Genomic DNA, 25,000 nt, shown 5'->3' with positions numbered 1-25,000 from the left:
AACTCAACAACGAAGTTGGTAGTCCGGAAATTCTTCCGACACCTGTGTTTTGATCTACATTCGAAAAACCTGATATTTTGGTGAGGTATCCGATTGAAAGAAACTGAAACGTCTTACTGATACTGTGGTGGATCAAAGAAAGAATGAACAGAAACGAAAAAGATCTGCTGAGTACTTTTAAATTCTCCACTTCACTGTCTTTCCACAACGCGGAAAGAAGAATACAGAGAAACAGAAAATTCATATTCTCTACAGTGCTGTAAGCAATCGCCTTCTTAGCATCTTTTGAAAATAAAGAAGATAAACCCGCCCAAAGTACTCCGAAACCTGCCAAAGGAATCAAAATTTTGATATAAACAGTATTACCGAGCCAAGGGGCTACGAGCTGATGAAAAAGGATCAAAGGAAGATTTACCAAAATTCCCGAGTAAGCGGCAGACGCATGCGCTGGAGACCCAGAGTGAGCTTCCGGAAGCCAAAAGTGAAACCCAAAAAACGCTGCTTTCACTAAAAGACCGGCAACCAAAAAAATATTTCCAAACTGACCTTCAGGAGAATAAATCCAATACGTAAAACAAAAAGCTCCGACCCCACCCGCAACGACTAACGCGATAAAACTTTTGATGGAATTCGGAGTCCATTTGCCTCCTTGATAAAGAAGGAAAGCGCTAACCGTGGATAATTCCCAAAATAGAATCAGCCATAAAGTTTTACCGACTAAATAGCACAGTCCAGTACTAAGAAAGAATATAGCATAGCCCAAAAGAATGGTTGTTCTTTTACGGTGCTCATAACCGTGAACATAAACGGAGATTATAATTCCCAACACCGTCTGAAGAGCAAGGCCAATAAATATAGCCGTATCCCGCCCAAAAAAATCCTTACCGAGTACCTTTGCTGCTAAAAAGGGTACAACAAGAGACATTACAACTATCAAATAAGATAGAATGATCATTGGCTGCTTGAGCCTCCTTTTGCTAAAGCGCGGCGTTCATCTGAAAGAAAAATACGCTTGCGTTCTTGTCAGAGGTATGCTGTTTCATCAACGCCGCAGTATTTAATTCAAACTGGTTTGTCGTTCCATTGTAGAATAAGGGACTATTTCTATAATTTCGAATCGAATTTCCCGCGATCAAAACCCCCGCACCTGTCCAAATAGACACATTATCGTTAACCTGAAATATCCACGTTAGATCCAATTCGTTATAAATATTTCTACCCGTAGAGTACGATTGTGTGAAAGCGTTTCCCGTATAATTTTCCGTCGAACCCGCGGAAGAAATACTCCCAGACGCGTTAGTCGATGTTGCCACCGGAGAAGAAAGTGTAGAACCGGCGATCGAGTTCGCACCTCCGTTGATCGCATACCAAGCATCGTTTTTCTGAACCTTGTCGTTGATAATATACGCTATTTGAAACATTCCCCACTTGCTGCTTTTGTAGGTAAAGTTCGTATTCCAGGAACTTAAGTTTTTCATATCGATATTTTCAGAAAGACCGGCTACGTTATTCCAATAAGGAATTACTCCGAAACGAGGGTTCACGAGAGTTTGGAAAGTGGAAAAACTTCCATCCGTTCGGTTATTATCGCCGGAGGCGTACATGTACTGTAATCCCAACCTGAACTTTTCCAGAAAGGTATAACCACTTTGAACGACATGAAAATGGCCGGAATACTTGATCCTTTCGGTTCTCGTATCGGCAAGGTTTACACCTTCGATCGTACCTGGGAGGTCGTAGCCTAAAAATCGTTTATGAATTCTTTGACCGTTGTAACCGTTCTGCCATGCGCTTTCGAAAGTCCAATCCCAAGCTTTTCCTTCTCGAAGATTGTTTTTATTGGTTCTATTAGTGAGCCTGAAACCGGTCGTATAAAGTTGATCGTTTTGCCTTTTACGATTGATGGCAAGAACGTCGTCCGCAGTGGAAGCAGGAGTCGTTTGAGGAATCCACTTTTTGATCACATCTATATTATAAACATCTAAAACTACTTCATTCAAGATTTTGAACGTATTGTATGTACCGAAAAGAGTTGTGTCCGATTGAGAAGCAGAAGTATTCGTGTTTCCCGGAGTGGAATTGACCTTTGGATCGTTGGAAGAAAGAACCCCGTTCACACCGCTTTGGGTCCAATAAGGTCTCGCAGCAAAAAAGTGAGAATTGAAATTCTCGTAATCGAACATAATTCGGGCACCGTCGTAGGATAAACCGTTGATCGTCCAGTTTCCTCCGCCGATCATTCTCTGATCACCATAAGCCCAAATCTGCCGACCAACCTGCATTTTAGCTTCCAAAGGAAGTTTTTGAATCATTACGAAGGCTTCTCTAATACTTGTGTTGTTGGGAGCGATTGAATTGTTCGGTTTACCCGGAATATTCGGATCCGAGCTAAGAGTCGGAGTATTACTGAAAAATCCCGAACGAATATCCCCGACATTTGCAGGAGATACACCGCCCCAAACTCTGGTATCTTGAATGGTAATTTTAAAAGTCACATAAGGATTTGGATCGATGAGAAAATAAAATGCAGAAGTCTGCATGATTCGATCTGTATAAGCGTGATTGGATTTATCAAAGTTGAGATTATTTCTGGATTCGTATCTGGGTCTCAGATAAAAGCCTAATTTGATCCAATCATTGATCCAAAGTTTATTCGAGTATTTGTTTACTGTCTTAGAGAGATCCGGATCGATAAACATGTGTCGATTGTACTCGGCGCTAATTCCGTTTTTTTTCATCGGAGAAACAAAATCAAAATGATCCAATTTTTCCTCTGTCGTAGGTTTCGTTTCCGTTGTAATAACGGGCCCTGCGTTTGTTGGAGTAGCTTGAGAAAACAAAATCTCACTTCCGAAAAAGAAAGAGAGAAAACACAAAATAAACATTATTTTCGTAGTGTGCTTTTTTTGATTCGAAATCATCTGATTAACTCTTCATTTTTATTTGAGAAAATGAATATCGCAAGATCTTATACTAAACCTTTTCAAGAAAGAATCCACACAAGAATTCAAGCATCAAATATGAACTTCCTTTCGATGACTTACTATGAAATTCAATCCCAATATAACCCAGAAACCTATCCAATACACAGATCATATATTTAAAATAAAACCCATCTATGGTGGCCGAACTCTCAATCACCTTGTTCCTATCCGTACTCGGCAGGAAGAAAAATTACGAACTCAAAAAGCGTGACATTGAGTTTTTAAGCACACAAAAAGGCATCAAAACACAACAAGTTTTGAATCTCATTGCAATAGAAAATTCGAGTTTTTAAAACAAATTGTAAAAACAATCGCCGAGAAAATATCGGGCGTTTCTTCTCCTTAAGTTAAAGTCACGAAGTAATAATAAAGCGGAATACCAACAATTATGTTAATCGGAAATACGATAGAAAGTGCGACTGTAAGATAAATACTCGGGTTCGCTTCGGGAATCATATCTTTCATAGCGGCAGGCACCGCAATATAAGAAGCGGAAGCGCAAAGAACAACGAACATGAGAGCATCTCCAATAGGCATTCCAATAACTTTAGTAAGAATTAAACCTACTGTTGCATTTACGACCATCAAAACAACAGCTGTTATAATCAAAAAGAATCCGACATGAGCGAGTTCTCTGAATCTACGAGCCGCGGAAATTCCCATATCCAAAAGAAAGAATGTAAGAATTCCTTTAAATAAATCATCCGCAAATACCTTCTCGGCTTTCCAACCAGAATCGCCCGTGATATAACCTACGATCAACGCTCCAACCAGAAGATAAATCGAAGAACCAAAAAGAGCCTCGTGGAACAATGCTTTCCAATTGATTCTACTTCCGCCATTCATTTTATTTTTGTTCAAACGGTCCAAGACAACCGCGATTACGATCGCAGGAGATTCCATCAAAGCCATTCCCGCAACGATAAAGCCACCGTATTCAACTTTGAGATTGTGTAAGAACGCGCCCGCAGTTACGAAAGTAACCGCACTGATAGACCCGAAAGAACCGGCCAAAGCGGCGGCATTATGTTTATCAAGTTTAATTTTCAAAATGAAGTATGCGTATATCGGAACCAAAATGGCCATAATCGAACAAGCAATTAAAGTGAAAAAATGTTCTTGGGTAAATGTGGTTTTGGACAACTCGTGCCCCCCCTTAAAGCCAATGGCAAAAAGAAGATACATAGAAAAGAATTTAGACAGTGATTCGGGGATAACCAAGTCTGATTTGAAAAAAACCACACCCATACCGAGAAAGAAAAACAATACCGGTGGGTTTAATACGTTTTCTAAAATTGCGTGCGTGTTCATAATAAGCCAACTCCATGATTTAAGAATATCGTGACTTCGATTAAAACCTATTTCTTAAACCCCTTTCAGAATAGACTTTCCAAGATTATAAAATTGGACAATCACTTTTTGAAAAATTGAGTTTTTACAAATTTTTGATGGTCTTTTATAATTTTTTAGAGACAGATAAAAAACGTAAAATTGAGACCGGAAATTTTCAGCAAAAGCTTTAAAAGCGAAGTTGTTTTTACTATTTTATAGCAGTTTGGGTAATAAAATAATCCATTCATCATACTACAAAACCGTTTCTTGGGATTGAATTATAGAATTTTTGAGTAGGCTTTTATCAATATTGCAACTTCCATATATTAAATTATAAGTCCGGTAATATTTACCAATTGTTAAGTCTCTTTCTAATCGATTGTTGTTTTGGGATCTAAAGTCTATTCTAAAACGATAAATCGACTGTAAATCATTTAGTAAGTTCGTAATAAAACGCAGGAGTTCTTCATGTTTTAGGCGAGGGTTTAGTCACCATAGAGGTTAGGACTTTATGCAATATAACGTATGTATTGTACGTAAAGTCCTGACATCTAAAACGTTGGTACATTTTTTTAGAAACTCAGGCGTCTCGCTTCCTCCTATGTTTCTTGTGTCAAGCCCTCCCGTTATTTTTTTTACATAAGACCATATTGAGCTAATTTTCGATTCCATACTTCTTCAGGCATAGAATCAAAAAGATCTCCCGTTCGAATCATTGAATAAAGAACTTCGATCATTTTGCGTGAAGTAGCGATGATCGATTTTTTAGCTCCTTTTTTAAGGTATAACCTATCATAGAATTCTTTTATCTTTCCGCCATGCTGACATCGAACCAGACTCCAGGCCGCTTGAACAATTACTCTTCGAATTGCATGACAACCACGGGAAACAATTCTACCGTATCGAACCGTATCTCCCGAAATATCAACACTCGGAACTAAGCCCACATAGTAAGCGGCTTGTTTAGCCGAAGAGAATCGTTTACAATCACCCATATAACTCATGATCGCCAAAGAAGTAATCATACCGATCCCAGGCATGGACATGATCGTTTGAACATAACTCTGATTTTTTTTCAGAGCCTCTTTAATTTCTTCTTCTATTAGTTTTAGATTTAGTTCGACTAAATCTAAAACTTTTAAGATTCGTTCTGCTTCTCTTTTGTATCGATCAGGAAGTAGAGTTACGGAAGCTTCTCTGGATGCTTTTATTCGCAAATGCTTTTTGGTAATTTTAGTCAAACCTGCTTGAGTGAATAAACTATGAAGTCGATTTTTGCCTTGCGTTAGTTGTCTTGTCCAGTTCTCATGTTCCGTGCAAAGTCTTCGATTGTCTTCCTCTTCGTCAGTTGGAATTGGAACAACCGGTAACTCTTCTATTGGAAAACGTTGAATGAGCCTGGCTATTTTTAAACTGTCTTCTTTATCGGTCTTTTTTAAAGATTGATAGATTGTTGCTAAGTCTCCGGGATTCAGGACAATTACTTGAATCCCTTTGTTTAATATTGATTTTGCGATTCTAAAAGATTGAGAGCCAATCGAGCGATCCATGGAGAGCGAGATTGCTAAAAGCCAGCGAAGCGTTGGTGTTAGCTTTCAGCGTAGCTGAAAAACCCAGACCTACAATATCATTCAAGGTTAAGCATTTTAATAAACTGTTAATACCGCTTTCCGTTGTACTAAATTGTCGACGTTCAAACGAGTTCTCCGAATTGATTCGAACAACTTCTAAAGTTTTCTTTCCACAATCAATTCCTACATATTTGCCATCTTGACTTTTCATTTCTTTTCTCCTAAAATGACAGAGGGCGGAAGGTCTTAACAAAGCCCGGTGATAAACCAGAACTCCCATCGAACGACCTAAACACCGACCCATAGGAAGGCATCACCTTACCCACAAGTAATGGGATCTCAAGATCAATTTGTCGGAATTACGACAAAATCCCCCGTGAAACTTAGTTCCCACCCTTATTTTTGGGTGGGGGTGGAGGTGGAAAGGTTCGGGAAATTTTTCTCTATCAGAAAATCATACTCCTTGCAAGTAAAAAGTCTCATTCTTGTCGGAACACTTGAAAAATATCAGCTTTTGATCCTTATTATCCCAAACTTCTTAACTTGTGGGTAAGGTGATGATAGGAAGGTATTTGCTGAGTTCCATTAAACTTTACTTGAATACTGTGAATTGCTTCCTAAGGGCGCAATTCAGGGAGTGAGATGTTGAGTTGCTCCACCGGCCTTCTTGACTCCGTCGAATCAAGAATATCACATTCGGAACTGTCTTACGTCCAAGAATCATACTAATCTTTTCTTGCGAAACAGGTTTTGACAGACTCTAGGTCTTTTTAGGTAATTTTATGGGCTTTCGAATGGCACTTTTCATTGTTTAAATTCCTATAGAAACTCCACATCCTAAGTTTTGGGGCAAACTCTGAATCGAAATTCCCTATTCTAAAAAATGGAAAAGAAAAAATTCACACCAAGAAACTGTTGAACATATAAAACCGGAAATTATTGTCACACGGTATAAAAAAATTTAGATTTAAAAAACAAGAGAATTCTTTTTTAGGAATAGATTTTAAAAAGTACTGGTACGCATGAGATTTTCCGAAAAAATCTGATCCATTAATAGAATAGAGTTGTTGAAAAATTAATTCTCTATTCGTTTCTGCTTCATTGAAATGGACGTTTGAAGCAGTTTTGTTAATCTGAATCATGGAATTTTTCAACAACTCTAATATAGAAAAATCCAAGCTTTTGTAGAAAAAACAATTTATTTCGAAAACATTTTCAAAAAAGAATAATTATTGTTTTAGTCATATACGATACTAAAGGTCGTTGAACGGAATGTATAAGAATCCAAATTTTAAAACTTTCATTCTGATGTTTGGCATTTTTATTTCTTTTTCTTCAATTTTTGCACACACCGAACCTGTAATATTACTCGATCAAGATATCTCTTCAAAAAATATCAGTCCTCTTATCGAATATCGATATAGGGATCAAAAATTTGCAGGTTGTTCCCCGAATCATATCGATGGTCTAGAAGATTTAGAATGGCATTCGATTTCAACAAACGTCCTCAGAGTGAAAAGAACTTCTTTCGGAAATTGGTTACGCTTCAGCGTTCAAAATTCTGAATCTACAATTCAGAGTAGAATTCTTCTACTCGGCTGGTTGAATGTTCCCGATACTCAACTTTGTTTTTTTGATAAAAATGGAAAATTCGTCACCGTAAAATCGGGCTATTCTAATCCCACAACGGATGAAAGGATTCTCACAACCTTACCACATTTTAGGATAGATTTGCAGCCGAACGAAAATAGAATTTTTTATCTTTTTGTGTTATCAAACGAGGACATCAATTATCGAATCCGGATTATGGGTTTAGAAGAATTCGAACTTCATAAAAGGCTTAAATTCATTATTTCTTATTCGATCGCCGGTATCATTGGATTTGCAATTCTCTATTCTTTTTTCGGCTATTACCGATTTAAGAATTCGATTTTCATTTTTTTTCCGCTATACGTACTTTCAGTCATCGTCACTTTCTACTTTCTTCATGGACGTACTTTTGCGGAAATTTTTGGAAACACAAACAATCTATTTCGACACAGCTATTTCTTATTTCTCGGAATCTCTTACGTGTTTTTATTTTTATATCTGTTCTCGATCGACAAGACAAATCAGAAGAAAGTTTATCGCTCAGTGTTCTTTTGGGTTGCAGGAGCATTGGGAATTTTATATTCTCTAATCCCTCTCCTACAATCTTGGTATGATCATAGAATTCTTCTTTTAGTCGCGACTGCCGGTCTTTCTTCTTTTTACTTCATTCGAGTTCATTATCAATTCTTCGGTTCCAATTCTTCAATCGGATTACTTTACACAACATCTTGGGCCATATTTCTTGTTTTAGACACATATAAAACGATTTTCCATTTTGATTTTTATCCGTTTAATTATTTTTCGGTGTTCGGAGTCGTACTCTTTTTTCCTTTTCATTCGATTTTAGTAAGTTTTTCGTTAAACGAGTTTTTCAATCGAAAAAGAAACCAAGAAATAGAGGAAAAAGAATCCGGACAAACTAGAAAATCAATTACAAGTTCCTTAAATGTAAGCGAGGTCGTTCGGAATATTAAGGATCTTTTGGAAAAGAAGAAAGTTTTTCTTCAAAAATCTTTAAAAGAAGAAAATATAGCCAAAGAACTCGGCTTAAGCCTTCATCAACTTTCAGAAATCGTCAACGTAGAATTTGGAAACAATTTTCCCTCCCTAATCAATCAATATAGGATCGAAGAAGCTAAAAAACTTCTTTTAGATCATCCAGAAAAAACAACTTCGGAAATCGGGGGCCGCGCTGGATTCAGCTCCAAATCCACGTTCTATATGGAATTTAAAAAGTTCACCGGAACCAATCCGAATGCCTACCGTAGAAAAAAACTCAAAAGCGAAGCCGCTTTCAGTAAAAATATTTAGAAAATTATAATATATTTAAAGATCTATAGAATTGATAATAAAGTATTCGTTTGTAAGAACAAATAAAAATGAAGATCCTTTTTGAAAGTTCGATATCATCGTTCATCATAATTATAATAGAGTTGTTGAAAAATTAATCCTCTGTCCGTTTCTGCTTCATTGAAATGGGCATTTGAAGCGGTTTTGTTAAACTGAATCATGGAATTTTTCAACAACTCTAATATTTGAAACATACCAAACGACTCTTAGAAAATAAAATTAAAGTAGCAGAATAATCTATAAATTATCGGGAAAAAACGTGGTTTGTAAGAGTTCCCGTATTTGTGTAGGATTCACCTTTGATTTTCAATATTATTTTTATACGTCGTCACAGTAAGGAAATGAATTTGGAGTTTGCCTCAAAACCTTGAATGTAGGAACTCCACAAATACTATAATGTTTTTGAAACCGTAGTGAAATCGGATGCTACAAAACTTCCGGGAGCAATCGTCATTCAAATCGGAGATTGATTCTCCACACTTCGAATGATACAATTCGTCTTACTCGTCCCTACATAATAAAGTGTCCAAAATTCCGTGTTTAAAGGGGGATTTGTGCTAAAATTAGCGGTACTCCTTTATGTAGAGATCAGTAATAAGAATAATCGATTACATCAACTATTAACTTTTTCAGATCAAAGCGAAACAAAACCTAAAGTGAAACTTCTTCTCAAATTTGTTTTAAAAACCTTTTTCCTCTCGGAACGTCATTCTACGATGTGATTGCAATTTTTGAATAAATTAAGATTTTCTTTTTGATCTTTCGAATATTTCTTTCAGTCTGCCGATAAGACTATGAAAAAGAAAATTCTCCTTTTAGGATCCGGGGAACTCGGTAAAGAATTCGTCATCGCAGCACAAAGACTAGGACAATACGTAATTGCCGTCGATTCTTATGACGGCGCGCCTGCCATGCAGGTTGCTCACGAAAAAGAAATCATCAACATGCTAGACGGCAACCTTCTGGATCAAGTCGTAGAAAAATATAAGCCGGATCTGATCGTTCCCGAAATCGAGGCAATTAGAACCGAACGCTTCTACGAATATGAAAAACAAGGTTACCAGATAGTTCCCTCCGCTAAAGCCGCTAATTTTACAATGAACCGAAAATCAATCCGTGATCTGGCGGCAAAAGATTTAAAACTTCTTACTGCAAAATATTTATACGCTTCTTCGGAAGAGGAACTGATAAAAGCAACCGAAATATTAGGTTTTCCTTGTGTAGTCAAACCTCTCATGTCTTCTTCCGGAAAAGGACAGTCAGTTATCAAATCCCCGAAAGATATTTCCAAGGCATGGGAAACTTCTCAAACTAAAGGCCGTACAAGTACTACGGAAATCATCGTGGAAGAATTCATTTCTTTCAAATCGGAGATCACACTTCTAACGGTTACGCAGAAAAATGGCAAAACGCTTTTCTGTCCACCGATCGGCCATAGACAGGAAAGAGGGGATTATCAGGAAAGTTGGCAACCGGCAGAAACTTCCGAAGTTCAATTGAAAGAAGCGCAAAGAATGGCGGGAGCGGTAACAAAAGAACTAACAGGTTTCGGTATTTGGGGCGTGGAATTTTTTTTAACCGAAGATCAAGTCTATTTTTCGGAACTTTCTCCAAGGCCACATGATACTGGTATGGTTACGTTAGCCGGAACACAAAACTTTAACGAGTTTGAACTTCACATTCGTGCGATTTTAGGAATTCCGATTTCCGAAATCACTCAAGAAAGAAAAGGCGCAAGCGCTGTAATTCTTGCTAGTACGGACGGTAAAATTCCGGAAATAAAAGGATTAGATATCGCATCAGAAATGCCCGAATCAGATTTCAGAATTTTTGGAAAACCGATTACAAGACCTTACCGTAGGATGGGAGTCGCCCTTTCCTACTCCGCAAAAGGAGAAGGGACTTCCTCTCTTCGCAAACGTGCGATTCTTTTAGCTTCTAAAATTAAAGTCGATTAAGACGATTCGTCCGTACACATATTTGCATAATATTGGATCAAATTATGATCCAATACCTTTACGTTTTCATTCTCCAAAAAAACTATCTTTTTTTGTTTTAATATCTTAAGCCCTTGTTTTAAAATTTCGTCGGAGTCTCGAATGAGATAGTTTCCTTTTTTAGTCAGAATCGTTTCCTTAATCAAATTCCTCAACTCGCCCATCTTTACTTCCGTTCCCGTTTCCACGATCAAACGTGCTACGAGTTGATTCGGTAAAATTCTCCTATATTTTCTCCAACCTTGTGTAATTTCAAATCCGATCATCCCCACCGGATCTTCTTCGCGTATATATCTTGAAACTGGAATCGGTTCGCAAAGATCCATGTAAACTTCCTTTCTTTTATAGAAAAAATCTTTAAAGCCGGATTTTTTATCTTTTCCACAAAACTCTTCATCCTCCGGAACGTTTTCATAAGATAACACAATCGGAACTACGATAACTTCAGAACCAGTATGTTTATAGGCCTCTACGGAAGTGGATAAAATTCCGGTTTTAATCGGAAGAATCCCTCCCGTTCGAGAACGGGTTCCTTCCGGATACACCAAGGTTGGAATTCCAGCCTCTAACATCATCGTAGAATATTGAGTTAAACATTCCAAATATAGAATATTCCGATTTCTTTTTCTATCCACCATGTAAGCACCGAGAGACTTCAATACGTTAGCAAGCCCAGGGGTAGCCATTACCTTTTTATCTGCGGCGTATCGCGGTACTGGAAGTCCGAGCCATTTTAAACCGAAAGCAACTTCTATCGAATCCAAATGGGATCTGTGAGTCGGCGTATAAAGAATATCGTATCTCGAAGCTAAAGCTTTCACTTCCTTGACACAACCGCCAATCTTAGGCAATCCAGTTCCCGATTTAAAACCGTTTAAAATGTAACGAATCGGTATGATCAGATTTATGAGTGTATCACGTAAGAACGGCTTGTAATCATCCGCAATTTCAGAAACATAAAAATCTAATATTCTTGTTAGATCCTTATTTCCCGTTTTCTGAAACTTATTTTCTACCTCGTTCCAGAGCTGTATCTCTTTTGGAATTTGCAAAAGATCCGTAATATCCTTGGATTCTTCCGCTTCTTTATATCTTTTTTCCAATGACTTCACAAGAAGCGAGGATTGTTTAACGATACGATCCGTCATTCCCGGTTGGCTGTTGATATGTCTTAATACATTTTTACTCAATGCTTCCTGAAACTTTTTACCGGAAGCCATTCCCAAACCGGAGCGTTTTGTCGTGGTTTTAGAAATGTGACGAACCTCGTCGGAAGTAGACTTGGAAACGAAACGAATCAATTCCGTCGGAGAAACCCTTCTGGTAAGTATTTGAAAAAGAATACTATAGAGTGGAATATCGACGTTCTTTTCCTCCGCTAAAGAAATGATCGAAGCAAGCGCAAAAGCTCCCTCTACGTGACTTTCGCTTTGACTGACTTCTTTTTGAATGAATTCGGCAGGATTAAAAAACAATTCGATTCTCTCGATCAGATTAGGCCGATCTTCTCCGGAAATCAATTTATGTACAAATCGATGACCGTATGCCTTATTTCGACTATAACGGGAAGTGCAAGAAGCAATCAAATCTGCAAGACCGTATTCCTGCACGGGTTTGGTGGGAATTCCAAGCGTTTCCAAAAGAGCGATAATTTCCGAATAACCTAGACTGATCAGTTCTCCTTCAAAATTACTTCCGCACTCTGGAATTCCCGAAGCGATTCCGCAAGCGATCGCGATCGGATTTTTCATCACTCCGAATATCTCTAAACCCATCAGATCTTCGTATGTTTTGGTATGGCTACGAGAATCGCCGAATAACGTTTCAAAAATTTCGATCGATTGAGTTCCAGAAGAAGCCAAACAATAAAAACTGTGATGACCCCGTTTTAATTCTCCCAAAATATTCGGGCCGTTAACCGCGGTGTATTCCACATTTTTTAATTCTCCCGTAACGGAAAGTTTATAGATATATTCAGAATATGTAATGCAATTTGTTTTTTTTCTTGTGGAGATAGATAAAAGTCCTTTCGTAAAAGCAAAGACATAGTGAGAGGAATTTTTATCCAGAATTTTGATCAATTCGTCTAAAATTCCTTCCATCAATCTCGAAGGCACCGCGATCACAAGGATCCAAGAGCCACTTTTTAAAAAGTCGAATTCGCTTTTGACACGAACGTTCTCAGGAAGTGCGATTGAATCTTCAAGAACTGTGGCGATTCTTTCTTTTTCGATTTTTGCGGCTTTTTTCCGATCATCGTACCAAAGAAAAATTTCTTCTGCCTTAGGAGAAAGATACGCGGAGAGATAGATCCCCATCGGTCCGCCTCCCAAAACTGCGATATTAGCAGATATAATTGCGGATGATTTTATTTCTTCCATTCTGATTGCTATTGAGACGCTAAGAATTCGGGAAACAATCAGAAAACGGATCTTTCGTTTTCTTTTTCCGGGTTGCCTAACCGACAAATCGCAAGAGAGTGGGCTTGTGACTTTATCGAGTGCCACAAAAAAATACAACGGATTCTTTCTTTTTTTCCTATTCTTAAGTTACCTTCTTATTAGCTCTATAAATTGTGCCACATATTTTCAAAACAGAAAAAACGATCTGAAAGATATCTTTACCTTGGGGGTGGAAACTCCAGGTTATGGGGCAGGCCTTAGAATTGGCCCTTTAGCGGCGGGTTTCGTTTTTCAAGGCGGAGAATCCACTCCAGGTAAAAGAGACTTAGGAAAAGGCTACGGACTTCGGAGCGGTTATTTCGGTTTATACCGATCTCAACAATTGATCTTCGGAATTTTGGGAAGTGATACTTTTTTCCCTTTGGAAGCAGAAACGCAAACGTTCGAAACGGAAGAAACATCCGAAACAATTTCTTCGGAAACTGCAGAAGAATTTAAAAGCTTGGAGAATTCGAAAACACCAGGCGATCTGGTCCCCGAGTTCTTAAATGAAAGATACAATATCAAAAGTCAAAAACTCCGTTATCTTTCGTTTTATAATATTCCCACAGCGGAAAGACGAAAAAGAAAAAAGGAAGAATTCTACAAAAGATTCATAGAAGGACAAAATTTCGATCGGAATGATCCCGCGGTACAAAACGCATTACAAGCTTTTAATAAAAGAAAAGACGGCTATCCGAAAAGTTTTCTTTATCAGATCGAAGTTTATTTGGGTATTTATGTGGGACTTAGAATCGGATTTAATCCCGCAGAACTTTTCGACTTTCTAGTCGGGCTCGCGGGACTGGATTTATTAGAAGACGATACTGCAGATTAAACTTTTTTTATTAGAGTTTATATTCCATCTTTTTGATCACACCCTTCTTATCAATCGTAAGTCTGATAAACTTTGTATCTTCCGATATCGTTTCGGGCTTCTCGGCCAAAGTCTTATAAGAATTCTTTTGATAATCAGTAGAAACCAAATACCATTCTAGAATCGCGCCGTCTTGCGTATTCAGTTCCACCGATGGAGTTCCCAAAACGGCTTCTGCTTTAATCCGTTTGTCTCCTTCCTTTATCATCCCTACTTCGAACATTCTAATATCGGAATTAGGCTGAAACTCTTGTCTCGGAGGTTGCTTTTTATTTTCAGAACTGCAAAAGAAAAGAATCAAGATAAAAACTAAAATCGAAAACGTTGAAAGTATTTTTTTCACCGTAATGCTCCTAAGTCTAAATTCCAATCCACAAAGTACGACTTCCATTTTTAACCTTCGAGAGCAAAAATAAAATTGGAATTCAAAAAATTCTTCTTTATCCTTATCAAAAAATCAAAATGGTTCCATGAATGATAAAGGGAACTTTATAAAAACCGTCCTAGTAACCGGCGGCAGCGGTTCTTTGGGTCTGATACTTCTTCCAGAGCTAGTTAAAAATTACAGAGTAGTTTGTATCGGAAGAAATCTTTCTTCCTTTCCCGATTCGATTCGATTTCATTCCAATTTTGTTTTTTACGAGGTTGATCTTGAAAACGATCCGGAATTTTCCATCAACGAAAAACCGGAATTTATCATTCATCTTGCGGGAAAGGTAAGCGGCCAAGCGTCTTCTTTGGAAGAATACAAAAGAGGAAACGAACTTTCGACCCAGAAGATTCTTCGATTCGCTTCCAAAAATCGAACGACCAAAATTTTATTTTCAAGTTCTTCCTCCGTCTACGGTTTTTCAAATCAACCCGTTACCGAAACTTCGGTGCTAAATGGAAATACTTTTTACGCGATTTCAAAAATAGAATGTGAATCTCTTGTGCGAAAATCCAAAAATCCTTTTGTAATCCTCAGAATCGCATCCGTTTACGGACCCACTAGTAAAAGCTTTCTGAACAAACTTTTAAAACTATTTCAATATGGAATTCTTCTCTATTCTGGAAATCCAAACTTTAAAAAATCTATGGTTCATTCTTCCGATGTTGTCGCAACTATTTTGATTATATTAAAAAAATGGAATAAAGCATCCGGCAAAATATTCAATGTCGCATACCCGAGGGCATTATCTTCAAAAGACATAGAAATTCTTTTTTTAAAATTGAAACCCGGAAAGTTTTTTTTTAGATTAAAATTTAAGGGTTTAATTCTATTTCTATTTAACTTAGCCAACAGTTTATTGGCTAATGTTTTTAAAAAGAAAGTCAACTTAGAATATATTCAAGAGTCTTCGATCGTAATCTCGGACCGTATTCAAAAAGAATTAGATTTTCAATTTAAAATGGATTTCGAAGAAGGGATCCAAAGTGTTCTAAACAACACGATTTAAATCCATCCATAAAACAAGATTATCGAACCGATCTGAATACTTAATAAAAAAGTAAAGTGTTTTTTAATGAAATTTAAAGCGTGTCCCAAACCTGGTTGTACTGATAGGTTAAAGAAATAAAACTGACTAATGAAAACAGAATTAGGTCATTTAGATATCCCCGAAAAGATACGGAAATGTCTTCATCCCTTATTACCAAAGATTAAAACGAACCGACTGGATGATAGGTTGGCAATGGCGGCAATATTAGAGTTGTTGAAAAATTCCATGATTCAGTTTAACAAAACCGCTTCAAATGCCCATTTTAATGAAGCAGAAACGGACAGAGGATTAATTTTTCAACAACTCTATTTTACAGAGTTCGAACGGGAGTTCAGTGGAGATATATCCCTCCGATGTTCGGATCAAAATCAACGTTACATAGAAGATTTCAGGAATGGGTAGCGGCAGGAGTATTTGATAAAATTGAGAAGGAAGCCTTAAAACTTTATGAGCGTTCTGTTAAAATTAGAACGAAAAGAATGGCAGCAGACGGGAGCTTCGCGAAGACTCCAAAAGGGGGCCTGGGTGAAACCCGACGGATCGCGGCAAAAGAGGCATTAAAAGGCATATTCTCGTCGATAGGCGTGGAGCACCTGTAGCCTTTGTAATCGCTTCTGCTGAAACTCATGATTCTAAATTATTATTTCCTAATTTAGTAAAATTTAGAATATTGCGGAATTACAAGGTTTTGAAGTCGCATTGCTTCATTAGATAAATTTTATTAAACTAAAAGTGAAATTTTAGCAATAGCTCTGAAACGTTTTTAAAATTTTCCGCATCGAAAATTCCATTTATGATTCAATAAATTCGAAAACATTTTGGACAAAAGATTTATTCGGTTTTTTCAGAAAGGATAAGTAACAATCGATCCAAACCATTCTTTAAATCGATAAGACTTTTTTTATCAACTTCTAAGATTTCAAGAAGTTTGATCGGAACACTAACCGCTTTTTCTTTCAATTTCTTTCCTTTTGAGGAAAGAAAAATCCGCACCGAACGTTCATCTTCTTCGGAACGCTTTCTAACAACAAGTTCGGAATCCTCCAGACGTTTCAGTAAAGGGGTCAAAGTTCCAGAATCCAAATACAATTTTCTCCCAATTTCTTTTACACTGCATCCATCTCCTTTCCATAATACCAAAAGAACGAGATATTGAGGATACGTTAAGCCCAATTGGTCTAACATAGGGCGATAAAGCGAGGTTAGCGCTCTAGAACAAGCATAAAGAGGGAAACAAATTTGATTTTCTAAAAAAAGATCTTTCGTACTCATAAAAAACCTGTTTCATTTTCATGAAATGAGTTCAGTTTTTATTTTTTTAAAAGGTCTTGGATAACTTTTTCGATCTTTTCCGGTGTGGTAATCGGAGAATAACGTTTAATTACGTTTCCTTGCTTATCTACCAAGAATTTCGTAAAATTCCATTTGATCGAGTTTCCGAAAAATCCAGAGGCTTTCTTTCTCAAAAACCGAAACACCGGATGAGCATTATCTCCGTTTACATCGATTTTTTTAAAAATCGGAAATTCAACTCCATAGTTTTTTTGGCAGAAATTCTTGATCGTCTCATCCGAACCCGGTTCCTGATGTTTGAACTGATCGCAAGGAAATCCGAGAATTTCCAATCCTTCCGTTTTGTATTTACCATACAAACTTTGTAGACCTGCGTATTGAGGAGTAAAAGCACATTCACTCGCAGTATTTACGATCAAGAGAACTTTTCCCTTATAATCTTCCAATCTTTGCTCTTTACCACTATTCAAAGTAGCTGTTAAATCGTATAATGTTTGGGTCATTTTAGCCTCTATTTAGATTGTGCACAATTTAATTTTACAAAATATAAATTTCTTATTTTAGTCAAGAAAATTTTTACAGCTTATCCCAAAACTCCGATTTTTCAGTACCGAAAATCTAAAATCGAAAGATTCAGTCTTAATACGATTAAGACGACGTCGAGTTCAAGAATAAAGCGTAGAATTGAGTTTAAATCAATTCTATAATTTTTGAACAAATTGAGAATTAGAAATGAAAATCCTTAAGGTGTTGATTTTTTTAGAGAAAAGTTAAAATCAATCCTATGATCCCTAAGTATAAGATCCTCATTCCCCTGCCCTCCGCTGACTTTGATCCATCCGAAAGCTCGATTCCTTGGGAAATTTTAAAGGAAAACGGCTATGAAGTATTCTTTGCGACCCCTAACGGTAAACCAGCATCGGCGGATTTTAGAATGCTCACCGGCAAAGGCCTCGGAATTTGGAAGCCCTTTTTAATTGCTCATAAAAAAGCGAGAACAGCCTACGATGAAATGATCTCCGACTCTCATTTTCAAAACCCCCTTTCTTATAAAGACTTAAAACCCGAAAACTTTGAAGGACTAATTCTTCCCGGCGGACACGCCCCCGGAATGAAAGAATACTTGGAATCAAAGGAGCTGCAAGAATTCGTAGGTTCGTTTTTTGCAACCGGTAAACCTTTGGGAGCGATTTGTCATGGAGTCGTTTTAGCGGCTCGAAGTAAACTACCTGGAACGGATCGATCCATCCTTTATGGAAAAAAACAACAGCGCTTTTGAAATCGCAAGAGATGGCAGCTTGGAATCTTACGAGACTGTGGCTGGGAGATTACTATCGAACTTATCCCCAAACCGTAGAAGAAGAAGTAAAATCGGCCTTAAGGGACCCAGAAGATTTTCACTTCGGTCCAAAACCGATTTTCAGAGACAATCATAAGAGACTGAAGAGAGGTCATGCAATTACAGATGGAAATTACGTTTCTTCACGATGGCCGGGAGACGCTCACTCTTTCATAATTTCTTTTATGAAATTATTTCCAGATCGCGAGAGAAAAAGTTCGTAATTTAAATATTTGAGGATAAAGAATGCAAGATAATTTACTCGTGACCCTCATCGTATTTCTTTCGGCAGCAGTCATTTCCGTTCCATTCTTCAAAAAAATCGGATTAGGTTCCGTCGTAGGTTATCTTATCGGCGGAATTATTATCGGCCCTTGGGGAATCGGATTGATAACTAATGTGGATAGTATTCTTCATCTTTCCGAATTCGGAGTTATTTTACTTTTATTTTTGATAGGTTTGGAGTTAAAACCTCAAATACTTTGGATTTTGAGAAAACCCGTTTTCGGCTTGGGCGGTCTTCAGGTAATTCTTACATTTTTCTTCTTCTTCGCGATCCTTTCTTTTCTAGGCATGGAAAAATCCCAAGTAATCGTAATCAGCATTAGTATTTCATTATCTTCTACTGCATTTGCTCTTCAGTTATTGGGAGAGAAAAACGAACTTAAAACTATACACGGAAGAAGCGCTTTTGCAATTCTTCTGTTTCAAGACCTTGCCGTAATTCCGATTATGGCGACACTTCCTTTTTTAGCAGAATCAGCCGCCGATCCGGAATCTCAAGGAAGTATAAAACAAATTGCCGTTGCAACCGGAACGATTCTTACGGTTATCTTGGCAGGAAGATTTTTAGCGAGACCTTTGTTCAAACTGGTCGCTTCCAGCGGGAATCACGAAATTTTCACAGCATTATCCTTACTGATTGTAATCGGAGTTTCATTACTTATGGATCGGGTGGGATTATCGATGGCGCTTGGATCTTTTTTAGGTGGAGTGATCCTTGCGGACTCGGAATACAGGCACGAATTGGAATCAAATTTAGAACCATTCAAAGGTCTTTTTCTCGGGTTATTCTTTTTAGCCGTGGGAATGTCAATCAATCTTAGTGAAGTTTTGAAAGATCCGATTCTTGTGCTTTTCTCTGCATTCATTTTAATCCTCGTTAAAGCGACAGTGCTTTTTTTTATAGGAAAAATTTCCAAACATTCCAACGAGGTTTCCTTAAATCTCTCTGTGACAATCGCCCAAGGCGGAGAATTCGCATTCGTAATCTTAGGAGTGGGCGTATCCTTATCCATTCTTCCGAAGGAAAGAGCCGATTTAGTCATTGCGGTCGTTACTCTCTCCATGGGCTTAACTCCGATCCTTGAAATCCTCAAAGATAAAATAGTGGAATTGATTTTCAAAAAAGATCAAAATTTCAAAGAAGATACGATCGAAGAACAGAATCGAATTATCGTGGCAGGATTCGGACGATTCGGACAAATTATTGCAAGGATGCTTTTCGTTCACAGAATCGGTTTTACCGCATTAGAACACAATCCGGATCAAGTCAACGTCGCAAGAAAATTTGGTTATAAGATCTATTACGGAGACGCGAGTAAGTTGAGTCTTTTAAGATCAGCAGGCGCCGAACAAGCCGATCTATTTATATTAGCAATTCAGGATATAGATGCCTCCATAAAAGTAGCTGAACTAGTTAAAAAACATTTTCCGAATTTGACGATTATCGCAAGAGCACGAAATCGAGAACACGTTTTTAAATTGATGGAACTCGGAATTCAAATCATTCGCAGAGATACTTTCGCTTCCGCACTTGAATTAGCGGGAGAAACTCTGAGGAAATTAGGTTTTATAGATTCTGAGGTAGAAAAAAAAGTTAAAAAATTCAGAGCTCATGACGAATTAACCTTGAGAGGGCAGTTTCAAATTCGAGACGACGAAAAAGAATTTATTAAATTTTCAAAGAACTCAATGCGCCAATTGGAGGTTGCCTTTGAAGCCGACCGCCAAGAAAAAGAAGGAAAAATATCAGATCAAAATTTGTCTTCTTTATAAAGAGTACAGTCTCCTCATTCTATAGAAAGGCATTCCATCGCATTCAAATTAGTCAATAAATTATTTCAATCTGGGTTTTATAAAAACTGATGAAAATATAACAGTATAATTTATTTTTCTCTGTATTTTAGATCCAGTCCAACAGATATGTTCATTATAGGAAGCTTTTTCATCTTAAACTTCATAAGTTCAAGGTGGGAAAATCCAATTCTCTTCACTATTCTCTGCGGAGTGGCTTTTTACAAAGCCGCTCCGATTTTTTGAAACTTTTTCCAAATTCAAAAATATTAAAGTGATTTCAGAATCTCTTCCCGTTTCTTTTTAAATTCCTCTTCGGAAATTAATTTCTTATCGAACAAGTTTTTCAACTCTATGAGTCTTTTCTCAATATCTTTTGAATCTTTTTCTTTTCGCGATTTTTCTACCCCGGCGTCTTCCAAAGTAGAAAAATGAGTTTGAAAAACGATGTGAAATTTTTCGGATTCTCCTTGAAAATCCTTATAATAAGATAAAGCCCCGATTGCAGAATCCGGAATATAAACTTCCAGAGAAGGTTTGATATTCGATTCTGATAGGGAATAATTAGACCAATCTTGAAACGTATAAGGTGTTTGAAAATCTATGAACTGATTCAATTCAAAAAAGATGAAATGAATCGAATCGACTTTTGGATAAAGTAAAAACACCGTCCTTCGAATTCTACGCCCGGGATTGATCGTATCCTCTTTTTTTAATATCCAAAGTTGATAGGTATGATACGGAGAATGTTCAAATTTTTCATAAGAACGCTCAGCGATTTCCTTACTCAATTCTTTTGAAAAAATCCTGAATGCAGAATCGTTGATCAGAGAATCATTTTTGTTTCTCATCTGATACAAAGCATCTGCGATCAGATTTTTAAAATTATTTTTTTCTTCATTTTGAAGATAGGTAGCGCTACGATCCAACCATGAAGGAAGTTCGGGGCCGTTTTCGAAAGAATAGAATGCGATCGAATCGGAGAAATAATTTAGCTCTTTACGGATTCCTGCAAAACAAGAAAATGAAAGAATAATAAAAAATAGAACTATGACTTGATTCATAACAAACTCCCTTTTCACCTACGATCATTTCCCAAGATGGGACTTAACCTGTGGGAACAATTTATGAGTGGAATCGTTAACTTGCGGATTCCTCAAAAAATGAAAGTAATCTATTCTAAATTCAAGCTATTCCGATCCTTTCTCTTATAAATTGATTCCGGTATAAATCGATGCAATTACCAATTGTAGTTCCCACAAACTACTTTTGCTCAAATTCTATTCAAATCAAAAGCGATAGAACAATCTGTTATTTTCAAGTGAGGAATTCCAACAACTTCTCCAAAACAACCTAAAAGTGGTTGAAGTTCACTTCATATAATAAGCCACAATCTAGTTCGGAATAGGAACTCTTACAATTCCTGAAACCTTTTGCCAAAGTTTGTCCCAAAACTACAATGGGAGAACACTCCGCTTAGGAAGAAATTGACTGTTGACATTGATTCGCTTCCAACAATCTCATATCTGATTCCTAAAATACCTTGTCTTCGATTGAAATGGATAAAAAACAAAAGTTCAAACAACTGAGAGAAAAATTGAGCCATCAGTATGAAGATTCAGCGAACCATTGAAACGACAAATTGTAATGGATATAGAAATCAAAGTGACGACGATCGCAGATTGAAAGTAAGCATCTAATTCATGCAAGGTTATTAATTGTTTATAAATTCTTAAAGTACCGTCAGCCTTTTTTTCCGGAATCTTTCTTTTTTAGAATGTCTCCAATTTTACCAAGATCTTCCGGCTTAATCTTTGTTTCTGCCGCCTTTTTATTTTCTTCCTGAATATCTTTATAAACTTCAGCCCTATGTACCGAAACGTTTCTCGGAGCTTTAACTCCAATTTTCACTTGATCGCCTTTTATATCCACAATGACGATTTCTATGTCATCACCGATCATGATCGATTCGTTCGTTCGTCTTGCTAAGACCAGCACTTAATCCATCTCCACTGCGGCAGACGCAAGAATTTTTTCCCGAACAGAATGAGATTCGTTCCTTGAAATAAATTGTTTTCCTAAAAGAGTTTCTTTATTAATTAAAATCGGACCCTGCATATTCGCGGTCATCAAAGACGGATCCTCTCCTGGAACCGTTACGATTACCAACATCAGACCATCTTCAATCTCGGCAATCCCTATCCCCTGCAGTTCCTGTTCCGGAATCAAAGGTTTATATTCCTTTTTAAAAAGGGAAGGTGGAATGACCACGAATGCGAGATCCACTTCTTCTACAGATTGAAGCCACTTAAAAACGGATTCCTCTTCCTCTTCTATGAGTGCGAATTTTTTATAATCTTCAAATCCGAGCAAACCTTCCGGAAAAGATAAAATTTGTTTTTCCGATATTTGCATTTTTCCAAACGGTTTTGTTTGAATCTCGATTCCCATTCTAAATTTTTACCTTCGAATTTCTCTTCTGAACATTTTACGGCGGACCATCAGAACCAAATTAACTTTAAGAACAGAATCAAAGTCATAAGGTTCTTACTCATTTTTGATTATCTCAGAAAATCCATCAATGTCGGTTTAATAATTTTTGATCCGACGTTAAGAGCATACTGATGTACGGTTTCCAACCACTTCATATTCATAATGGTTTCTGGAAAATCGATCCCTTCGTTTTTGGAAAGAAGTTCCGTCATGTAAGATTTATCAAAGTCAACTCTTTGAGCGTGTTCTTCCATTCGATTCATTCTCGCACCTACGACCGCACGATAACGAAGAATATTTTCCATCGCCAAATCCAAATCCTGAAGATCACGTCCAGAAATTCTTTCCTGATCCTTCTGAATGAGATCGTTTCTGAATTGAATCATTACATCGAACACGGAAAGGCCGGTTACAGTGGCAGATTTTGAATAATTGTTCGGAGGCTCGGAAGTTGCGGAATCTACAAGACCGATATCCCTTAATATCGTTCCTCCTTCTATGTCCTCCATCCAAATTTGATGCGGGGCCGTTGAACTCAAACTGATGTTATCCTGAGCGAGCTTGTTTGCTTTCACTTCCAAAGGAGAGTTATTGATCTTGTCGATAATATCATCAATCGTATCTCCAGCCGAAACGTGAATTTCAATTCCGTCGATTTTAAATTTTTGATCCGAAGAAGTAACGTAACCGGAGTTATCCACCTTACTCGTGATACTCATGTTCGTTCCCCAGAAAACTTTGTTGCCCGGTATCGTTACGGGAATGTATTCTCCCTTTTCAATCTCTCTCAGTTGTTCTCCAATATCACCTCGATACTCGATGCCGATATATTGGTTTTTTAATTCGATTCCTTGAAGGCCTTTGATCTTGGATTCTATCGGCTCGAACGGAGGTCTTTCAATCACATGACCACCGAATAAGGGACGACCGGTCGCATCTCTCGTGTTCGCAATGTCTACCAAAGCTCTTAATATTTCATCGATCTCTTTTCCGATCGCAACCTCGAGTTCAAAACCTTTATCACCTTGATAGATACCGTTTGAAGCTTGAACCGCCAACACTCTTGCTCTTTGAAACAAGGAGCCGATACGATCTAATTCTCCATCGATTTGCTGAAGGCGAGAATTTCCGTCGTCGATATTTCTTTGAAACGTTTCGAGTTCATTCAGTCTAGAACGAAAAAACATCTGATTTGTAGCGCGACCAGGTTCGTCCGAAGGAAGACGAATTCTTTGTCCTGTGGAAAGTTGGTTTTGAGTTTCGTCCATGTTGAGTTGATGTCTGTTCAAATTATGAATCAGACTGTTGTTCTGCATCATGTTCGTTATGCGCATCATAAAATTCTCTCCTTACCCGCTTATATTATCGCGAGATTAAACGCCCAATCGATTGATGATCGTATCCAGAATTTCGTTCATAGTGTTGATCATCTTTGCGGACGCATTGTAAGAATGCTGGAACTGGACCATATTGGCCATTTCTTCGTCCAAGTTAACCCCCATGACCGACTGTCTCATATTTTCAAGTTCTGTCATGAGATCGTTTTGAATTCCAAATTCTTGTTTTGCTTCTCTCGCTTCCGTTCCCAATTTTGAGATGAGAGTATTGTAGAAATCATCGGTCGTTTTAGAGTAATCAACCATAACCGGACTATTTCTCAAAGCGGATGCGACCATCAAAGCGTTTCTTCCGTCCTTATGACCGCCGGGAGAATTATAATCTCCGGTTCCGCCCACGTCCTTACCTCGAGCCGCCGCGATGTTTGCAACGTTATTCGCAATTGAATCCGCGATTCTAAAATGAGAAGACGGATGAAAGTGAGGAGTTAGAGTGATATCTTCGGAACGTGCTTGCAGCTTGTTGATTTCTCCGAGACGTTTATAATCGTAAGCACCGGAAGAACCGGACGCCATTAGAATACCGGTCATTCCCACAAGAAGGTCTCCCGAATCTTCCAAATGTCTGAGTATAAAATTTTTATTGGGATGATCGTCCGCAACCGTCGCCTTCAAAGCCAACTGGTTGTCGTGATTCATATAAGCCACAACTCCGGAACGGGAGGCGTTGATCCTCTTAATGATTCCGTTTAACGTATCATTGGAAGAATAAGGAATCAATACAGGAGCTTCTTTAACATCCGATTGATTGAAACTGATCGTTCCGTTGATTCCGATCG

At 37.7% G+C, this 25,000-nt stretch carries 17 protein-coding genes and 4 pseudogenes (2 of these 21 running past the window's edge); 8 read left to right on the top strand and 13 right to left on the bottom strand.

Annotated features, from left to right (window positions below):
* The 4 genes and pseudogenes from LEP1GSC062_RS19705 to LEP1GSC062_RS19690 all read right to left on the bottom strand — a co-directional run.
* On the bottom strand, positions 1-955 hold the 5' portion of the coding sequence (locus LEP1GSC062_RS19705) for a proton-conducting transporter transmembrane domain-containing protein (protein WP_039942819.1). 767 nt of this gene lie to the left of the window's left edge; only the first 955 of its 1,722 coding nucleotides appear in the window; it begins with the start codon at positions 953-955; the stop codon falls past the left edge of the window.
* A 22-nt stretch (positions 956-977) separates the two neighbouring features.
* A complete protein-coding gene (locus LEP1GSC062_RS19700; RefSeq protein WP_039942817.1) occupies positions 978-2,921 on the bottom strand; it encodes an alginate export family protein in 1,944 nt (647 codons plus the stop codon).
* Between the two features lie 405 nt (positions 2,922-3,326).
* Positions 3,327-4,295 (bottom strand): sodium-dependent bicarbonate transport family permease, encoded by a 969-nt coding sequence (locus LEP1GSC062_RS19695; RefSeq protein ID WP_010577483.1) that lies wholly within the window; start codon positions 4,293-4,295, stop codon positions 3,327-3,329.
* A 656-nt stretch (positions 4,296-4,951) separates the two neighbouring features.
* Positions 4,952-6,098 (bottom strand): annotated as a pseudogene (locus tag LEP1GSC062_RS19690) (IS110 family RNA-guided transposase).
* 1,061 nt (positions 6,099-7,159) lie between these two features.
* Between LEP1GSC062_RS19690 and LEP1GSC062_RS19670 the strand changes: the two are divergent.
* Both LEP1GSC062_RS19670 and purT read left to right on the top strand, forming a co-directional pair.
* Positions 7,160-8,788 (top strand): helix-turn-helix domain-containing protein, encoded by a 1,629-nt coding sequence (locus tag LEP1GSC062_RS19670; protein ID WP_039942845.1) that lies wholly within the window; start codon positions 7,160-7,162, stop codon positions 8,786-8,788.
* Between the two features lie 833 nt (positions 8,789-9,621).
* Positions 9,622-10,785, top strand: coding sequence for a formate-dependent phosphoribosylglycinamide formyltransferase (gene purT, locus LEP1GSC062_RS19660; protein WP_020985285.1), 1,164 nt, complete (start codon positions 9,622-9,624; stop codon positions 10,783-10,785).
* Here purT and LEP1GSC062_RS19655 read toward each other — a convergent pair.
* Positions 10,782-13,205 (bottom strand): 1-acyl-sn-glycerol-3-phosphate acyltransferase, encoded by a 2,424-nt coding sequence (locus LEP1GSC062_RS19655; protein WP_020985310.1) that lies wholly within the window; start codon positions 13,203-13,205, stop codon positions 10,782-10,784. The two genes, purT and LEP1GSC062_RS19655, sit on opposite strands and share 4 nt — an antisense overlap.
* Positions 13,206-13,311: 106 nt before the next feature.
* On the opposite strand from LEP1GSC062_RS19655, the gene LEP1GSC062_RS19650 reads away from it, so the two are divergent.
* Positions 13,312-14,103, top strand: coding sequence for an LIC13411 family adhesin (locus tag LEP1GSC062_RS19650; protein ID WP_020985316.1), 792 nt, complete (start codon positions 13,312-13,314; stop codon positions 14,101-14,103).
* Between the two features lie 10 nt (positions 14,104-14,113).
* Here LEP1GSC062_RS19650 and LEP1GSC062_RS19645 read toward each other — a convergent pair whose 3' ends face one another.
* Positions 14,114-14,533, bottom strand: coding sequence for an LIC13410 family lipoprotein (locus LEP1GSC062_RS19645; protein ID WP_010577478.1), 420 nt, complete (start codon positions 14,531-14,533; stop codon positions 14,114-14,116).
* Positions 14,534-14,612: 79 nt separating this feature from the next.
* Between LEP1GSC062_RS19645 and LEP1GSC062_RS19640 the strand changes: the two genes are divergently transcribed.
* The 3 genes and pseudogenes from LEP1GSC062_RS19640 to LEP1GSC062_RS19635 form a co-directional block, all read left to right on the top strand.
* Complete coding sequence (locus LEP1GSC062_RS19640; RefSeq protein ID WP_010577477.1) at positions 14,613-15,581, top strand: NAD-dependent epimerase/dehydratase family protein; 969 nt, start codon at positions 14,613-14,615, stop codon at positions 15,579-15,581.
* A 129-nt stretch (positions 15,582-15,710) separates the two neighbouring features.
* Positions 15,711-15,827, top strand: a pseudogene (locus LEP1GSC062_RS22645) (IS5/IS1182 family transposase); the annotation flags it as partial.
* Between the two features lie 104 nt (positions 15,828-15,931).
* Positions 15,932-16,345 (top strand): annotated as a pseudogene (locus tag LEP1GSC062_RS19635) (transposase); the annotation flags it as partial.
* 109 nt (positions 16,346-16,454) lie between these two features.
* On the opposite strand, the gene LEP1GSC062_RS19630 reads toward LEP1GSC062_RS19635, so the two are convergent.
* Together LEP1GSC062_RS19630 and LEP1GSC062_RS19625 are read right to left on the bottom strand one after the other, a co-directional pair.
* Entirely contained in the window at positions 16,455-16,895 is a 441-nt protein-coding gene (locus LEP1GSC062_RS19630) for a MarR family winged helix-turn-helix transcriptional regulator (RefSeq protein ID WP_010577475.1), read from the bottom strand.
* A gap of 38 nt (positions 16,896-16,933) precedes the next feature.
* Positions 16,934-17,419 carry a glutathione peroxidase gene (locus tag LEP1GSC062_RS19625; protein ID WP_039942813.1) on the bottom strand — a complete coding sequence of 162 codons (486 nt, stop codon included), beginning with the start codon at positions 17,417-17,419 and terminating at the stop codon, positions 16,934-16,936.
* Between the two features lie 281 nt (positions 17,420-17,700).
* Between LEP1GSC062_RS19625 and LEP1GSC062_RS19620 the strand changes: the two are divergent.
* A pseudogene (locus tag LEP1GSC062_RS19620) lies at positions 17,701-18,479 on the top strand (type 1 glutamine amidotransferase domain-containing protein).
* A gap of 22 nt (positions 18,480-18,501) precedes the next feature.
* Positions 18,502-20,313 carry a monovalent cation:proton antiporter-2 (CPA2) family protein gene (locus tag LEP1GSC062_RS19615; protein WP_020985249.1) on the top strand — a complete coding sequence of 604 codons (1,812 nt, stop codon included), beginning with the start codon at positions 18,502-18,504 and terminating at the stop codon, positions 20,311-20,313.
* A 287-nt stretch (positions 20,314-20,600) separates the two neighbouring features.
* Here the strand turns inward: LEP1GSC062_RS19615 and LEP1GSC062_RS19610 are convergent, their stop codons facing one another.
* From LEP1GSC062_RS19610 to flgK, 5 genes are all read right to left on the bottom strand, one after another.
* Positions 20,601-21,395: an LA_1326/LA_4305 family lipoprotein gene (locus tag LEP1GSC062_RS19610; RefSeq protein ID WP_020985294.1), complete on the bottom strand. Its 795-nt coding sequence runs from the start codon at positions 21,393-21,395 to the stop codon at positions 20,601-20,603.
* A gap of 679 nt (positions 21,396-22,074) precedes the next feature.
* The gene (csrA, locus tag LEP1GSC062_RS19605; RefSeq protein WP_010577470.1) at positions 22,075-22,329 is read right to left on the bottom strand and encodes a carbon storage regulator CsrA; all 255 of its coding nucleotides are present in this window, start codon (positions 22,327-22,329) and stop codon (positions 22,075-22,077) included.
* Entirely contained in the window at positions 22,330-22,782 is a 453-nt protein-coding gene (gene fliW / locus LEP1GSC062_RS19600) for a flagellar assembly protein FliW (RefSeq protein ID WP_004507760.1), read from the bottom strand.
* Positions 22,783-22,892: 110 nt separating this feature from the next.
* Complete coding sequence (locus LEP1GSC062_RS19595; RefSeq protein WP_020985276.1) at positions 22,893-24,158, bottom strand: flagellar hook-associated protein 3; 1,266 nt, start codon at positions 24,156-24,158, stop codon at positions 22,893-22,895.
* A 39-nt stretch (positions 24,159-24,197) separates the two neighbouring features.
* On the bottom strand, positions 24,198-25,000 hold the 3' portion of the coding sequence (gene flgK, locus LEP1GSC062_RS19590; protein WP_010577468.1) for a flagellar hook-associated protein FlgK. Its footprint extends 1,108 nt past the window's final position; the window shows 803 of its 1,911 coding nt (coding positions 1,109-1,911); its start codon lies beyond the right edge, outside the window; the stop codon is at positions 24,198-24,200.

This window comes from Leptospira alexanderi serovar Manhao 3 str. L 60 (assembly GCF_000243815.2).
GTDB lineage: Bacteria > Spirochaetota > Leptospiria > Leptospirales > Leptospiraceae > Leptospira > Leptospira alexanderi.
Note: the sequence above shows the minus strand (reverse complement) of the source record. Positions and strands in the feature narration are given on the sequence as shown.

Coding starts and splice junctions, on each gene's coding strand:
- LEP1GSC062_RS19700 (WP_039942817.1), bottom strand. CDS start 2,921: ATGATTTCGAATCAAAAAAAGCACACTACGAAAATAATGTTTATTTTG.
- LEP1GSC062_RS19695 (WP_010577483.1), bottom strand. CDS start 4,295: ATGAACACGCACGCAATTTTAGAAAACGTATTAAACCCACCGGTATTG.
- LEP1GSC062_RS19670 (WP_039942845.1), top strand. CDS start 7,160: ATGTATAAGAATCCAAATTTTAAAACTTTCATTCTGATGTTTGGCATT.
- purT (WP_020985285.1), top strand. CDS start 9,622: ATGAAAAAGAAAATTCTCCTTTTAGGATCCGGGGAACTCGGTAAAGAA.
- LEP1GSC062_RS19655 (WP_020985310.1), bottom strand. CDS start 13,205: ATGGAAGAAATAAAATCATCCGCAATTATATCTGCTAATATCGCAGTT.
- LEP1GSC062_RS19645 (WP_010577478.1), bottom strand. CDS start 14,533: ATGGAAGTCGTACTTTGTGGATTGGAATTTAGACTTAGGAGCATTACG.
- LEP1GSC062_RS19640 (WP_010577477.1), top strand. CDS start 14,613: ATGAATGATAAAGGGAACTTTATAAAAACCGTCCTAGTAACCGGCGGC.
- LEP1GSC062_RS19630 (WP_010577475.1), bottom strand. CDS start 16,895: ATGAGTACGAAAGATCTTTTTTTAGAAAATCAAATTTGTTTCCCTCTT.
- LEP1GSC062_RS19625 (WP_039942813.1), bottom strand. CDS start 17,419: ATGACCCAAACATTATACGATTTAACAGCTACTTTGAATAGTGGTAAA.
- LEP1GSC062_RS19615 (WP_020985249.1), top strand. CDS start 18,502: ATGCAAGATAATTTACTCGTGACCCTCATCGTATTTCTTTCGGCAGCA.
- LEP1GSC062_RS19610 (WP_020985294.1), bottom strand. CDS start 21,395: ATGAATCAAGTCATAGTTCTATTTTTTATTATTCTTTCATTTTCTTGT.
- fliW (WP_004507760.1), bottom strand. CDS start 22,782: ATGGGAATCGAGATTCAAACAAAACCGTTTGGAAAAATGCAAATATCG.
- LEP1GSC062_RS19595 (WP_020985276.1), bottom strand. CDS start 24,158: ATGCGCATAACGAACATGATGCAGAACAACAGTCTGATTCATAATTTG.